The organism is Pantoea trifolii (assembly GCF_024506435.1).
In the GTDB taxonomy this organism is placed as follows: Bacteria; Pseudomonadota; Gammaproteobacteria; order Enterobacterales; family Enterobacteriaceae; genus Pantoea; species Pantoea trifolii.
In genome coordinates this window covers 1,887,201-1,901,786 of the sequence record NZ_JANIET010000001.1, presented here as the reverse complement: position 1 = coordinate 1,901,786, position 14,586 = coordinate 1,887,201, and the positions used below count along the sequence as shown (strand labels likewise).

The following is a 14,586-nucleotide window of genomic DNA, read 5'->3' as shown; positions in this document are numbered from 1 at the left end:
CAAACAAAGAAATTCTCACCAAGTCAGGAAAGGCCGAGGCGCCGATCCAGTAGCCATTAAGCAAACCAGGTGGCCATAAATGGCCACCCTACGAAAGCGGAGAAGAATTTAAGAGGTTAATCTTTTGACAGGGGCGTTCTGCTGGCGATCCCACATAACCGTTAACAGGCGTTGCAGCGCGATAAAGGCGAACAGCAGAATGCCGATGGCGATCTTGGTCCACCATGAACTCAAGGTACCGTCGAAGTTAATCCAGGTTTGAATCAATCCCTGAATCAACACGCCGAACAGCGTGCCCAACACCGTGCCGACGCCGCCGGACAATAACGTCCCGCCAATCACCACCGAGGCAATCGCGTCCAGTTCCACGCCCAATCCCGCCAGCGCATAGCCCGCCGAGGTATAAATCGAGAACACAATGCCCGCCAGCGTCGCCAGCGTGGTCGACAACATATAAATCTTAATGGTGGTCGCACGCGTAGACACGCCCATCAGCTGCGCCGAAGTCAGGCTGCCGCCAATCGCATACACCTGATTACCAAAACGCGTGCGGTGCGCCAGAATAATGCCGCCCAGCACCACCACCAGCATAATTAGCGCCAGCAAACTCAAGCGGCCGCCGCCGGGGATCTTCCACGCGAGGCTCGACAGCGTGGTGTAAAGCGGATGATCGATGGGAATCGAATTCTCCGACACCAGATAGCTGCAGCCGCGCAGGAAAAACATCCCCGCCAGCGTAATGATAAATGCCGGAATTTTCAGCGCATCGATCAACCAGCCCATCATCGCGCCAAACAGTGCGCCCATCGCCAGCACCAGCGTAAACGCCAGAATGGGATCGAGATGATAATCGCCAATCACTCGCGCCAGAAACACGCCGCTGAAGGCGATCACCGCGCCCACCGACAGATCAATCCCGCCGGACAAAATCACGAACGTCATTCCCACGGCAATAATGCCGAGGAAGGCATTGTCGGTGAGGATATTGCAGATCACGCGCGTTGAGGCGAAGCCGGGAAATTGGCTCAGGCAAAACAGATAACCCGCCACAAATACCAGCAGCGTGATCATCAAGGGCAGATGACGTTTCATCATTTCGGGCGTCTCCGTTTCAACATGGCAATAAAGCGTGGCGACTGCAGCAGCAGCACGCACATCACCACCACCGCTTTCACTACCTGATTGAGTTCAGGCTGGAAGCCGGACAGCAAAATACCGGTATTCATCGACTGAATAATTAACGCGCCAATCAGCGACAGCACCAGATTAAAGCGCCCGCCCATCAGCGAGGCACCGCCAATCACCACCGCCAAAATCGCATCCAGCTCCAGCCACAATCCGGCGTTATTGGCATCGGCCCCACGGATATCCGCGGCAACGATCATGCCCGCCACCGCCGCACACATGCCGCTAATCACATAGGTCGACATCACCACCAGCCAGCCATTCACACCGGCATTGCGCGCTGCACGCAGGTTAATACCGACCGCCTCGATAAACAGTCCGAGCGCGGTTTTGCGCGTCAACAGCCACACCACTAACGCCACCAGCAACGTGATCCACACCGGCACCGGCAGCAGCCACAACGAACCGCTGCCGAACCACGCCAGGCTATCGCTGTTGAAGGTGACGATCTGCCCCTGCGTAATCAGCTGCGCCACGCCGCGTCCCGCCACCATCAAAATCAAGGTGGCGACAAATGGCTGGATTTTTAGCAACGCCACCAAAATGCCATTCCACAAACCGCAGGCCAGGCCGGTACCGAGCGTCACCAAAATGATGAACGGCAAACTGTGCCCCGCCACGGTCAGCGTCGCCGCCGTCGCACCGGCAATCGCCATCACCGCGCCCACCGACAGATCGATGCCGCCGGTAGCAATCACCAGCGTCATGCCAATCGCCAGCAGCGCCACCGGCGCGGCGCGATTGAGGATATCAATTGGGCTGCCGAACAAACGGCCATCCTGAATGTGGATGGCAAAAAAGTTATTCGCCACCAGGCTATCCACCAGCAGCACCAGAATCAACGCCACAATCTGCGGCATGCCAGGCGGCAGCTTTGGCTTACGCCGTTCGGGTTTGTCATGTGTCATAGGGGATTCAAGCATGTTGTGCTCCTCCGTCAGCGATGGCGTTGACGATCGCGGCCACCGACAGCTGCTCCAGCGGGATTTCGGCCACCTGCTTCAAATCGCGCATGATCAACACGCGATCGGCATAGCCCACCAGTTCTTCGAGTTCAGAGGAGATAACCAGCAGCGCCAATCCGTCGGCGCACAGGGTTTCAATTAAGCGAATGATCTCGGCGTGCGCGCCCACATCGATGCCGCGCGTTGGCTCGTCGAGGATCAGGAATTGCGGTTTAGTGACCAGCCAGCGCGACAGCAGCACTTTTTGCTGGTTGCCGCCGGACAACAGCTCAACCGGTTGATCGGCATGCGGCGTGCGAATGCCGAGGCTCTTGATAAAGCGCTCGGCGATCTCCTGCTGCTCACGACGCTTAATCGGTCGCAGCCAGCCGCGCTGCGCCTGCAACGCCAGAATGATATTTTCGCGTACCGATGCGCCACCAATGATGCCGTCGGTTTTACGATCTTCCGGACAGAAGCCCATGCCGAGACGCGAGGCCTTCGCGGGCGTGCGAATGCTCTGCACTTTGCCCTTGATGGTCGCAGTGCCGCGATCGGCGCGGCGAATGCCAAACAGCACTTCGGCGGTTTCGGTACGGCCTGAACCGAGCAAGCCGGCCAGGCCCACCACTTCACCCGGTCGCACCTGCAGGTTGAACGGTTCAATGGTGCCCTTCTTGCCGTAATCTTCAAACGACACCACCGGCTGATTGCTGCGCAGCGTGCTGCCCTGACGCTGCAAAGCGGTTTCCAGCAACTCGCGTCCCAACATCAGCTTAATCAGTTCAATCTGCGGCAGCGTGGCGGTATCGCGCGTGGCAATAAACTGGCCGTTACGCAGCACAGTGATGCGATCGGTAATGCGGTAAACCTGGTCGAGAAAGTGGGTCACAAAAATCAGGCTCATCCCTTTGGCTTTCAGCTGCGCCATCAGGGTAAACAGCATTTCGACTTCATTGGCATCGAGGCTGGCGGTCGGTTCATCGAGGATCAGCACCTGCGCGGAGAGATCGACCGCGCGGCAAATCGCAATGATCTGCTGCATCGCCACCGAGTAATGGCCCAGCGGTCGCGTCACATCGAGCACAAAGCCGTAGTTGCGCATCAGCGCATCGGCATCGCGCACCATGCGCTTGCGATCGATCATGCCCAAGCGACGCGGCTCGCGGCCAATGTACAAATTGTCTGCTACCGACATATTCGGCAGCAGATTCACTTCCTGATAAACGGTGCCAATGCCCATCTCCTGTGCATCAGCGGTATTGTGCGGCGTAATCGCCTTGCCATTCAGGGTGACCGTACCGGCATCGCGGGTGTAAACGCCGGTCAGGACTTTAATCAGCGTAGATTTGCCCGCGCCATTTTCACCCAGCAGCGCCATGATCTCGCCCTTGCGGATGCTGAACGAAACATTATCCAGCGCCTTCACGCCGGGAAAGCCTTTGCTGACGCCGCTGATGGTCAGCAGTGCGGTTTCATCGGAGGTGCTCATCGGTTTCTCCCTCGCCTTACGTCATCAAAAACCGCCCCGAAGGGCGGTTGCGGGGATCAGTAACCCATGCCTTTTTTGGTATCGAGCTGTGCCTGCGCGGAGTCCGGCAGATACAGTTTCGATTCTGTTTTGATGATTTTCGGCGGCATCGTGCCGTCTTTCTTGAATTTCTCCAGCGCGTCGAATGCCGGACCCGCCATGTTTGGCGTCAGCTCCACGTTGGCATTGGCTTCACCGGCCAGCATCGCTTTGTAGATATCGGGCACGCCGTCAATCGAACCGGTCAGGATATCTTTGCCTGGTTTTAAACCGGCTTCTTTGATCGCCTGAATGGCACCGATCGCCATATCATCGTTATGCGCGTAAACCATGCAGATGTTCTTGCCGTTGTTTTCCGCCTTGATAAAGCTCTCCATCACCTCTTTACCTTTGCTGCGGGTAAAGTCGCCGGACTGCGAGCGAATCACTTTGATGTTGTCGTGTCCCGCGATGGCTTCGGCGAAGCCTTTCTTACGGTCAATTGCCACGCTGGCGCCAACGGTGCCTTGCAGCTCGACGACGTTACATTTTTTGTCCGCAACGGTTTTCACCAGCCAGTCACCAATCAACTTGCCTTCCAGCACGTTATCAGCGGTGACCACCGCCATATACAGCGATTTGTCTTTCACCACGATGGCGCGATCGAGTAAGAACACCGGAATCTTGGCGTCTTTGGCTTCTTCCAGCACCGGCTCCCATCCCGTTTGCACCACTGGCGCAATGAAGATGGCATCAACGCCCTGCGCAATGAACGAGCGCACCGCTTTGATTTGGTTCTCTTGTTTCTGTTGGCCATCGGCGATTTTCAATGTGATACCGCGCTTTTGCGCTTCACTTTTTGCCACATTGGTTTCTGCTGAACGCCAGCCAGATTCCGAGCCAACCTGTGAGAAGCCCACCGTCATATCAGCAGCCAATACCGACGTACTCAGTGCCGAGCTCACCATGGCGGTCAAGAGTAAACGTTTCCACATAATTTCATTCCTCTGAAGGGAGTGTGTTGTAGGGGTACAAAACGCGAATTAAGCCTGGCTGAAAAGCGCGTAAACAAGCGCGACTTACTTCACAAATCAGAGTGAATTAAAGGAGTTACGCGAACGGGCAAGGCTTTAGTGAGCGTGCCGTTATGGACAAAATGCCTGCTAATTATTGCGCAGGTGGTTAAATAAATGTAATAAACAGAATCGGTTATGTTTCTCACTACTGAAAACGATTACAGCGGGTACGTAAAGAATGGTTATTCTCTGTCCGGACAATCAATTATTGGTTTTGTGACTGCTCGCACAGATTGTGAGTGCTGGTTTCATGGCGTGTGCATAAATTTGCCGGCCAGTCGCGAATAATTAGCAGATTCGTCAGCGGCACGATCGGAAATAACTATTATAGAGAAGGATAAATAATGGCTAACCAGTATGGATTAATTAGTGTGAGATTTTCTCACATACCCCCTAATTACCGGCCTGAATTTGCCTTAAATCGCTTTTCAAATACGCGTTTAAAACCATTAAAAGGCAAAAAAGTGTCGTTTCATGAGCGAATTAGCGCATGTTGTCTGAATTTTGTTTTTTTTTACAAGTCGTGTATGGACTCTCGCTGCGTGCTCCCTATACTTGGGCACTTCCGAGTACTTTATATTTAAATGGCAATCATGACTGCGTTAGATTACCTGCTGAAATTCCGCAAAGTGAATAATCTCGATAGTCTGGAAAAACTCTACGACCATCTTAATTATTCGCTGACTGATGATAATGAGATCATCAATATGTATCGCGCTGCCGACCATCGACGTGCTGAACTGGTCTCTGGCGGACGTCTGTTCGACATGGGCCGCGTGCCTAAAACCGTCTGGCGTTACGTGATCTAATTGATTTACCCTCTCTTTATCTGCGCTCTTGCGTTGTCCAGGTCGGGCGTGCCCCGTTTGGACATGATACGCTCTGCATCGCCCTCTTTTCTGCAAACAGGATCTTCCCGATGACCGAACAGGTGTTCCCGCCACGTATCGCTGGCTGGTTATTGCTGCCGCTGGCGTGGCTGATCATGACCATGCTGACCAGCGCGCTGGTGGTAGCGATGTATTTGAGCCCGCTGTTCAATCCCGAATTGCGTACTACGCTGTTCTCACATGGTGGCATATTGCTCACGCAATGGTCGATTTCACTGCTGACCGCTGCGGTGGTTTGGCTTTACAGCCTGTGGGTGTGCTGGATTTTCTGTAAACGTTCGCGTCGCTTACCTCGCCACTACATTCTGTGGCTGTTGATGACGATTTTGCTGGCGTTAAAAACCTTTGCCTTCACGCCGGTTGCCGACGGCAAGGCGATTCAGACGTTGCTGCTGTCACTGCTGGCTGCGGCGGTGTTTGTGCCCTATTTCAAACGCTCTCAACGCGTGAAACAGACGTTTATCCAGCCATAATGATGTGAGTTTCGTCAGCAATTTAATTCTGAGTGCTCTCAACGACCACATAAACCCGGTGAAGGTTGAGATGCACCTCTCAATTCCGGATAATAGACGCCTTTCGGCTTCCCAGGTTAAAAAATGACCGATTACTTACTTCTCTTTATTGGCACAGTGCTGGTGAACAACTTCGTGTTGGTCAAATTCCTCGGCCTTTGTCCCTTTATGGGCGTGTCAAAAAAACTGGAAACGGCCATCGGCATGGGACTTGCCACCACTTTCGTGATCACGCTGGCGGCGATCTGCGCTTGGCTGGTGAACCACCTGATTCTGGTGCCGCTCGATCTGGTTTATCTGCGTACCCTCGCCTACATCCTGGTGATTGCTGTTGTCGTGCAGTTCACCGAAATGGTGGTGCGCAAAACCAGCCCGTCACTTTATCGCCTGCTCGGCATTTTCCTGCCGCTGATCACCACCAACTGTGCGGTGCTGGGCGTGCCACTCTTGAGCGTTAATTTGAATCACACCTTCCTGCAAGCGGCGCTATATGGCTTCAGCGCGTCACTCGGCTTCTCGCTGGTGATGGTGCTGTTCGCGGGCATGCGCGAGCGTCTGGTGCTGGCGAATGTTCCTGCACCGTTTAAAGGCAACTCGATTGCGCTGATCACCGCTGGTTTGATGGCGCTGGCCTTTATGGGCTTCACCGGGCTGGTGAAATTCTAATGACCGCGATTTGGATTGCGATTGTCGCACTTGCTGCATTGGGCCTGGTGTTCGGTGCCCTGCTCGGTTACGCCTCGCGTCGCTTCGAGGTGGAAGAAGATCCGATTGTTGAACAGATCGATGAGATTTTACCGCAGAGCCAGTGTGGGCAGTGCGGCTATCCCGGCTGCCGCCCGTATGCCGATGCGGTAGGTAATAACGGCGAAGCCATCAATAAATGCGCGCCCGGCGGCGAGCAGACCATGCTCAAATTGGCCGCGCTGCTCAACGTTGAACCGCAACCGCTCGACGGCGGCGCAGAAGTGCTGGAGCCGATACGTACCGTGGCGTGGATCGATGAAGAGAACTGCATCGGCTGCACCAAATGTATTCAGGCTTGCCCGGTGGACGCCATCGTCGGTGCCACGCGCGCCATGCACACCGTGCTGAGCGATGTCTGCACCGGCTGCGATCTCTGCGTTGCGCCTTGCCCGACCGACTGCATTGAGATGCGCCCGGTTGCCACCACCACGGCCAACTGGAAGTGGAATCTCGACACCATTCCTGTACGGGTGATCCCGGTAGAAACAACCCATGCTTAATTTGTTTAACCTGTTCCGCAAAGAGAAGCTGTGGGATTTTCAGGGCGGCATTCATCCGCCGGAAATGAAAACACAGTCCAACGGCACGCCGCTGAGTCAGTTACCGCTGCCTGAGCGCTTTATCATTCCGTTAAAACAGCATATCGGCCATGAAGGCGAGATTTGCGTCGCGCCTGGCGACAAAGTGTTACGCGGTCAACCGCTGACCTTCGGCAGCGGACGCATGCTGCCGGTGCACGCCCCGACCTCCGGCACCATCGAAGAGATTGCGCCACACATGACGGCGCACCCTTCTGGCCTCTCCGAGCTGTGCATTTTTCTGCGTGCCGACGGCGAAGATCGCTGGACCACGCTCGATCCGCAGCCCGATTACCGCGCCCTGTCGCGTGAAGAGGCCGTCAAGCGCATTCACGATGCCGGCATTGCCGGTTTGGGTGGCGCGGGCTTCCCGACCGCCACCAAACTGCGCGGCGGCCTGCGCGGCGTCAAAACCCTGATCATCAACGCCGCCGAGTGCGAGCCGTACATCACCGCCGATGACCGCTTAATGCAGGATTGCGCCGCCGAAGTGCTGGAGGGCTGCCGCATTCTGGCGTGGGTGTTGCAGGCGGAACGCGTGCTGATCGGCGTTGAAGATAATAAACCTGAAGCCATTGCTGCGCTGAAGCAGGCATTGGGTGGCGATCGTGAATTGCAGATTCGCGTCATCCCCACCAAGTATCCTTCTGGCGGCGCGAAGCAGCTGACGCAGATTCTTACCGGTCTCGAAGTGCCACACGGCGGACGCTCCACCGATATCGGTGTGTTGATGCAGAACGTCGGCACAGCGTGGGCGGTAAAACGCGCTATTGTTGACGGCGAACCGATCACCGAACGCGTGGTCACGCTGACCGGCGAAGCGCTGGCGCGTCCGCGCAACGTCTGGGGACGTCTCGGTACGCCGGTGAGCCATCTGCTGCAGCATGCCGGTTTTACGCCGGGATCGCGCCAGATGGTGATCATGGGCGGTCCGCTGATGGGCTTTACCCTGCCGTCGCTGAACGTACCGCTGGTGAAAATCTCTAACTGCATTCTGGCGCCGTCCGCCAGCGAAATGGGCAACGATCAGGAAGAACAATCCTGTATCCGCTGCAGCGCATGCGCCGATGCCTGTCCGGCCAAGCTGCTGCCGCAGCAGTTGTTCTGGTACAGCCAGGGCGGCGATCACGAAAAAGCGCGCGCCCACAATATTGATGACTGCATTGAGTGCGGTGCCTGCGCTTACGTCTGCCCAAGTAACATTCCGCTGGTGCAATATTATCGTCAGGAGAAAGCGGAACTGCGCGCCATCGACCTCGAAGCGAAACGCACCGCCGAAGCGAAAGCGCGTTTTGAAGCGCGTCTGGCACGCCTGGAGCGCGAAAAACAGGCGCGTGAAGCGCGTCATGAAAACGCCAAACAGCGCGTGGCGCGCAGCGATCAGGGTGAACGGGATGCTGCCGTGGCACGTGTGAAAGCGCGTCAGGAAAAAACGCCGGAGCAGGATGCTGCGGAACGCGAAGCGCGTCACGCGCAAGCCTTAGCGCAGCAGGCCGAGAAGCAAGCTGAAACGCAGGCGCTGAGTCGTCAGTCTGGCGATCCGCGCAAAGCGGCGGTGGAAGCGGCAATTGCGCGTGCGAAGGCGAAGAAAGCGGGCGCACCTGCGGCTGAGATAGCGCCTGCCGCTGAACCGGTGGCTGAAGTCGATCCGCGCAAAGCTGCCGTTGAAGCGGCGATTGCCCGTGCGAAAGCGAAGAAAGCCGCCGCTGCCGCTGAACCGGCACCTGCCGAGCCGCCCGCTGAAGCACCTGCTGCTGAAGTCGATCCACGCAAAGCCGCCGTTGAAGCAGCGATTGCGCGCGCGAAAGCCAAAAAAGCCGCCGCTGCCGCACAACCTGCTGAACCGGCACCTGCCGAACCGCCCGCTGACGCACCTGCTGCTGAAGTCGATCCGCGCAAAGCCGCCGTTGAAGCGGCAATAGCGCGCGCCAAAGCGAAAAAAGCCGCTGCGGCGGCTGCGCAGCAGGCTGAAGCCACATCTCCTGAAGTGGAGGCTGCTGCCTCTCCTGACTCCGCCGACCCACGCAAAGCGGCAATTGCCGCTGCGGTCGCCCGTGCCAAAGCGCGTAAAGCGCAGCAGCAGCCTTCGACGACTGAGGATTAAATGGCTTTTCGTATTGCAAGTTCTCCCTATACCCACAACCGCCGCAGCACCGGAAATATTATGCTGCTGGTGGTGTTTGCCGCGCTGCCGGGCATGGCCGCACAATGGTATTTCTTTGGCGTAGGTTTTTTAATTCAGGTTTTGCTGGCAACCGCCACCGCGTGGGCCACCGAAGGGGCGATTCTGCGCTTGCGCAAAACGCCGGTGGTGCCGACCTTATCCGATAATTCTGCCCTGCTCACCGCGTTGCTGCTCGGCATCAGCCTGCCGCCGCTCGCGCCGTGGTGGTTGGTGGTATTGGGTACGATTTTTGCCATCGTCATCGCCAAACAGCTGTACGGCGGTTTGGGGCAAAACCCGTTTAACCCGGCGATGGTGGGTTACGTGGTGCTGCTGATCTCCTTCCCGGTGCAGATGACCAGCTGGCTGCCGCCCGATAGTTTGCAGGCGATCAAACCTGGCCTGCTGGATTCGCTCAGCATGATCTTCACCCACCACACGCTGGCCGGTGAAACCATGCAACAGCTGCAACTCGGCGTTGATGGCGTCAGCCAGGCGACGCCGCTCGATACCTTTAAAACCGGTCTGCGTGCCGGACACAGCGCCGATCAGTTATTGGCGCAGCCGATTTACAGCGGCGTGTTAGCCGGTCTCGGCTGGCAGTGGATTAACCTCGGTTATCTGCTGGGCGGCGCGCTGCTGCTGGCGAAAAATGCCATCCGCTGGCACATTCCGGTCAGTTTCCTCGTCTCGCTGGCGTTCTGCGCCACGCTGGGCTGGCTGTTCTCGCCGGAGTCGCTTAACTCACCGCTGATTCACCTGTTCTCGGGTGCCACCATGCTTGGCGCGTTTTTTATTGCCACCGATCCGGTAACGGCATCCACCACCAACCGCGGACGCCTGATTTATGGCGCGCTGATTGGTTTGCTGGTGTGGCTGATTCGCAGCTTTGGTGGCTATCCGGACGGCGTCGCCTTCGCGGTATTGCTGGCCAATATTTGTGTGCCGCTGATTGATTACTACACCCAGCCGCGCGTTTACGGCCATCGCAAGGACTGAAGATGATCGAAGCTATTCGTAAAAATGCGGTGACGCTGGCGGCGTTTGCAGTGATCACCACTGGTGTGACGGCGGTGGTTAACTATGTCACCAAACCGACGGTGGAGCATCAGACCGCGCTGCAACAGAAAAATCTGTTAGATCAGGTGGTGCCAACCGATCTGTACGACAATCACATCCAGCAAGAGTGTTATCTGGTGACCGATGCGGTGGCGCTGGGCAATGGGAAACCGCATCATCTCTATTTAGCGCGCAAGGGCGATCAGCCGGTGGCGGCGGCGCTTGAGACCACCGCGCCAGACGGCTATTCTGGGGCGATTCAGATGTTGGTCGGGGCCGATTTCCACGGCAAAGTGCTGGGCGTGCGCGTGGTTGAACATCATGAAACGCCGGGCCTTGGCGATAAAATCGAACTGCGTATTTCAGACTGGATCAACAGCTTCAATGGCAAAGTGATCCACGGCGCTGATGACAAAAATTTTGCGGTGAAAAAAGACGGCGGTGAATTCGACCAATTTACCGGCGCAACCATTACGCCACGTGCGGTGGTCAACGCCACTAAGCGCACCGCGCTGCTGATTGAAACACTGCCAGCGAAGTTATCTTCGCTGCCTGAATGTGGAGATGCAAATGAGTGAAGCCAAGAATTTACTGGTCGGCGGCCTGTGGAAAAATAACTCCGCGCTGGTGCAGCTGCTCGGCCTCTGTCCGCTGCTGGCGGTCACTTCAACCGCCACCAATGCCCTCGGCTTAGGCCTGGCGACCACGCTGGTGTTGACCATCACCAACAGCGCAATTTCTGCTTCACGTCGTTGGGTGCCGGCTGAAATCCGTATCCCGATTTACGTGATGATCATCGCCTCGGTGGTGAGCTGCGTGCAGATGCTGATCAACGCCTACGCGTACGGTTTGTATCAGTCGCTCGGCATCTTTATCCCGCTGATCGTCACCAACTGCATTGTGGTGGGTCGCGCCGAAGCGGTCGCCTCGAAGAGCAGCATTCCACTCTCCGCGCTGGATGGTTTTGCCATCGGCATGGGCGCAACCTGCGCGATGGTGACGCTGGGTTCGATTCGTGAACTGATTGGCAGCGGTACGCTGTTCAACGGTGCGGATCAGTTGCTGGGACCGTGGGCCAAAGCGCTGCGTATTGAAGTGGTGCATTTTGATTCCCCGATGCTGCTGGCGATGCTGCCACCGGGCGCCTTTATCGGCCTCGGCATGCTGCTGGCGGCGAAATACCTGATCGATCAGAAGATGAAACAGCGTGCGGCCACACGTGCGGCAGCGCCTGAAGCCGAGCCGCAAGGCGCAACCGGGAAAGCGGTGTGAATAAAGAGAAACGCGCGCAAATCCTGACGCGCCTGCGTGATGAGAATCCGCATCCCACCACAGAACTGAACTTCAGCTCGCCGTTTGAGCTGTTGATTGCGGTGTTACTCTCCGCGCAAGCCACCGACGTTAGCGTCAACAAAGCCACCGCGAAGCTCTATCCGGTGGCGAATACGCCAGCAACCATTCTGGCGCTCGGCGTGGATGGCGTGAAGGAGTACATCAAAACCATCGGCCTGTTTAACAGCAAGGCGGAGAATGTCATCAAGACCTGCCGCATTCTGCTGGAACAGCACAGCGGCGAAGTGCCGGAAGATCGTGCGGCGCTGGAAGCGCTGCCGGGCGTCGGGCGCAAAACCGCCAACGTGGTGCTTAATACCGCTTTTGGCTGGCCGACGATTGCTGTCGATACGCATATTTTTCGTGTTAGCAATCGCACCCGCTTCGCGCCGGGTAAGAACGTGGAAGAAGTGGAAGACAAACTGCTGAAAGTGGTGCCGGCGGCGTTTAAAGTCGACTGCCATCATTGGCTGATTCTGCACGGTCGTTATACCTGCGTGGCGCGCAAACCGCGTTGCGGATCCTGTCTGATCGAAGATTTGTGTGAATTCGACGCCAAAACCGAACTCTGAATCGCTGCTGATAAGCAATCTCGCCCTCGCTTATCGGCAGTTTGGCGATCCTGCCAGCGTACTTACGCTCGAATCCTCTGCTTTAGCGCCCTGCGCGGCTGGCCTGCTGCGCGTGGCGATGCAGTTTGCTCCCATCAATGCTTCCGACCTGATTCCGATTACCGGCGCCTATCGCCATCGCGTCTCGCCGCCGCTCATCGCTGGCTATGAAGGCGTCGGCACGGTGGTGGCTGCTCCGCCGGCGTTTCGCCATTTGCTTGGCCAGCGCGTGCTGCCGCTGCGCGGCGTCGGCACCTGGCAGCGTTATGTCGATTGCGATCCGCTGAGTGCGGTGCCGGTTCCGCCCGACATCAGCACCACGCTGGCGGCACGCGCCTATATCAATCCACTGGCGGCGTTGCTGATGCTTAAACAGTGGTCGCCAGCCGGTAAGCGCGTGTTGATCACCGCAGGCGGTTCCGCTTGTGCCCTGTTACTGGCGCAGTGGGCGCGACAGATGGGCGCAAGCAGCATCACTGCGATTCATCGTGCGCCGCAGCATGGTGCCCGCTTGCAGCAATTGGGCATTGCTGCGCTGGCTGAAACGCAGCGGGCCGAGATTGCTGCCGCCGCGCAGCAGTGCGATCGGGTGTTTGATGCGGTCGGCGGAGAAATCGGCCAGTTGATTTGGCAAGCTTTGTCTGTCGACGCTGAATTCATTGCTTATGGCGTGCTGAGCGGCAAGCCGGTGCGGGTTAATGCGCCACGTCCGGCGCTGCACTGGTTTCACGTCCGGCATACGCTGGAGGATTTAGCGCATCAGGATTGGCAACGGTTGTTCAGTGAGCTCTGGCCGCTGTTACGTGCCAGTGAGTGTGGCGAGGTAGAAATTTTCCCGCTGGCGCACTGGCGGGAGGCGATTCAGTGCTATCACCAATCGGGGCGGGAGCGTAAGCCGTTGTTGCAGATCAGCTGATAGAGGTCGCCATGAATGGCGACCCTACGTATTTAACCTGCGGCGGCTTGCAGCCACGCGATCACCAACGGCGAAAGCCGGTTTTGTAACGCCGCCCTTTCGGATTGGAACAAGGTGGCGACAAAGAACGGGTGATCGGTCAATTCAATGCCACGTACATCGCCGTCCAAATCCCAGGAAGTGATCTGCAGGTTCTGCGTCGCCAGCGCTGCGCTAAATTCTGCGTTAACGCCATAGTTGCAGTGGTAACCCTCATCGCTCTGCAATGCGCCGTAAGCCTTTGCAATACGTGAACCCGGTTGGAAAGTGACGCTTCCGTGCTGTTCCACCAGCGAACACGCCAGCGGCGCAATCACCCAGCGACCGCCGGGATCGGTTTCCGCATGCGCCGCATCTTCCCAGCCCAGCACATTGCGCGCGTACTCCACGATGGCGTACTGGAATCCGCCACACGAACCCAAAAATGGCTTACCGCTCTCCCGCGCCCAGCGAAGAGTGGCAAACACGCCCGCATCATTGAGATAAGGACTGCCCGGTACCAGCCATATCGCCTGGTAATCATTGAGGTTATGTTGGTCGAGCTCGGGAGTGGCAATCCAGTCGGCGCTAACGTCAAGGGAAAGGGTTTTTGCAGCGAGTTGTACGGCGGGAGGAATGGCTTGATGCGCAACGGCATCAGCACGGTAATCGCCAATCAGGGCAACACGAATCGACATCATCATGACTACGTCTTTTCAGGGAAAAAAGGAGGTTACAGCAAAGTTAATGCGCTGTCTAAACGCCTCAAATGCCGATTGTTGCGTCTTTCGTTTCCACGCATTGCGCTTATGGCGGCCTGTTTATCTGGCAAATAATGCACCCAATCGCGCTAATATTCGCCAGATGTCAGTTCCGCAAAAGATTTCTTCTTTTACCACGCTAATTAATTCACGGTTTTGTGCGCAGGATCAACTAATTAGCGATCTGGAATCTTTTGACTGCTTATTACGCTCACCAATCAAGCTGTTGTGCTTATATTCTGCGCAACAGCAATAATAATCTCTGTATAATTTATGAACTTTA

The 14,586-nt window shown here is 56.7% G+C and carries 15 protein-coding genes; 10 read left to right on the top strand and 5 right to left on the bottom strand.

The genetic code is table 11. From position 1 onward, the window contains the following. Positions 1–108: 108 nt before the first annotated feature. Genes yjfF through ytfQ form a run of 4 tightly spaced genes read right to left on the bottom strand, consistent with a single transcriptional unit; the run spans position 109 to position 4,634 of the window. Positions 109–1,095, bottom strand: coding sequence for a galactofuranose ABC transporter, permease protein YjfF (gene yjfF / locus NQH49_RS08880; RefSeq protein ID WP_256696354.1), 987 nt, complete (start codon positions 1,093–1,095; stop codon positions 109–111). Then, positions 1,092–2,108 (bottom strand): galactofuranose ABC transporter, ATP-binding protein YtfT, encoded by a 1,017-nt coding sequence (ytfT, locus tag NQH49_RS08875; protein ID WP_008110246.1) that lies wholly within the window; start codon positions 2,106–2,108, stop codon positions 1,092–1,094. Before ytfT ends, yjfF begins: the two co-directional genes overlap by 4 nt. Then, positions 2,101–3,621 carry a sugar ABC transporter ATP-binding protein gene (locus NQH49_RS08870; protein ID WP_256696353.1) on the bottom strand — a complete coding sequence of 507 codons (1,521 nt, stop codon included), beginning with the start codon at positions 3,619–3,621 and terminating at the stop codon, positions 2,101–2,103. The genes ytfT and NQH49_RS08870 overlap by 8 nt, the downstream gene beginning before the upstream one ends. A gap of 56 nt (positions 3,622–3,677) precedes the next feature. Next, positions 3,678–4,634: a galactofuranose ABC transporter, galactofuranose-binding protein YtfQ gene (gene ytfQ / locus NQH49_RS08865; protein ID WP_008110249.1), complete on the bottom strand. Its 957-nt coding sequence runs from the start codon at positions 4,632–4,634 to the stop codon at positions 3,678–3,680. A 674-nt stretch (positions 4,635–5,308) separates the two neighbouring features. On the opposite strand from ytfQ, the gene ydgT reads away from it, so the two are divergent. The 10 genes from ydgT (at position 5,309) to NQH49_RS08815 (ending at position 13,524) form a co-directional block, all read left to right on the top strand. Continuing rightward, on the top strand, positions 5,309–5,524 hold the full coding sequence (gene ydgT / locus NQH49_RS08860) for a transcription modulator YdgT (RefSeq protein WP_036650139.1): 216 nt from the start codon (positions 5,309–5,311) through the stop codon (positions 5,522–5,524). A gap of 110 nt (positions 5,525–5,634) precedes the next feature. Continuing rightward, positions 5,635–6,078 carry a DUF2569 domain-containing protein gene (locus tag NQH49_RS08855; RefSeq protein ID WP_256696352.1) on the top strand — a complete coding sequence of 148 codons (444 nt, stop codon included), beginning with the start codon at positions 5,635–5,637 and terminating at the stop codon, positions 6,076–6,078. 123 nt (positions 6,079–6,201) lie between these two features. Then, positions 6,202–6,783: an electron transport complex subunit RsxA gene (rsxA, locus tag NQH49_RS08850; protein ID WP_008110256.1), complete on the top strand. Its 582-nt coding sequence runs from the start codon at positions 6,202–6,204 to the stop codon at positions 6,781–6,783. Then, entirely contained in the window at positions 6,783–7,364 is a 582-nt protein-coding gene (rsxB, locus tag NQH49_RS08845; RefSeq protein ID WP_008110257.1) for an electron transport complex subunit RsxB, read from the top strand. Before rsxA ends, rsxB begins: the two co-directional genes overlap by 1 nt. Continuing rightward, positions 7,357–9,546 (top strand): electron transport complex subunit RsxC, encoded by a 2,190-nt coding sequence (gene rsxC, locus NQH49_RS08840; protein WP_256696351.1) that lies wholly within the window; start codon positions 7,357–7,359, stop codon positions 9,544–9,546. The genes rsxB and rsxC overlap by 8 nt, the downstream gene beginning before the upstream one ends. After that, positions 9,547–10,605, top strand: coding sequence for an electron transport complex subunit RsxD (gene rsxD, locus NQH49_RS08835; RefSeq protein ID WP_256696350.1), 1,059 nt, complete (start codon positions 9,547–9,549; stop codon positions 10,603–10,605). Positions 10,606–10,607: 2 nt separating this feature from the next. Continuing rightward, a complete protein-coding gene (gene rsxG, locus NQH49_RS08830) occupies positions 10,608–11,243 on the top strand; it encodes an electron transport complex subunit RsxG (RefSeq protein WP_008110260.1) in 636 nt (211 codons plus the stop codon). Further along, on the top strand, positions 11,236–11,937 hold the full coding sequence (locus NQH49_RS08825) for an electron transport complex subunit E (protein WP_008110261.1): 702 nt from the start codon (positions 11,236–11,238) through the stop codon (positions 11,935–11,937). Before rsxG ends, NQH49_RS08825 begins: the two co-directional genes overlap by 8 nt. Beyond that, positions 11,934–12,569, top strand: a complete 636-nt coding sequence (nth, locus tag NQH49_RS08820; RefSeq protein ID WP_256696349.1) for an endonuclease III — start codon at positions 11,934–11,936, stop codon at positions 12,567–12,569. The genes NQH49_RS08825 and nth overlap by 4 nt, the downstream gene beginning before the upstream one ends. Before the next feature lie 10 nt (positions 12,570–12,579). Further along, positions 12,580–13,524 (top strand): zinc-dependent alcohol dehydrogenase family protein, encoded by a 945-nt coding sequence (locus NQH49_RS08815; protein ID WP_372340032.1) that lies wholly within the window; start codon positions 12,580–12,582, stop codon positions 13,522–13,524. Between the two features lie 32 nt (positions 13,525–13,556). Here NQH49_RS08815 and NQH49_RS08810 read toward each other — a convergent pair whose 3' ends face one another. Then, complete coding sequence (locus NQH49_RS08810) at positions 13,557–14,246, bottom strand: CTP synthase C-terminal region-related (seleno)protein (protein ID WP_256696348.1); 690 nt, start codon at positions 14,244–14,246, stop codon at positions 13,557–13,559. Positions 14,247–14,586 lie beyond the last annotated feature (340 nt).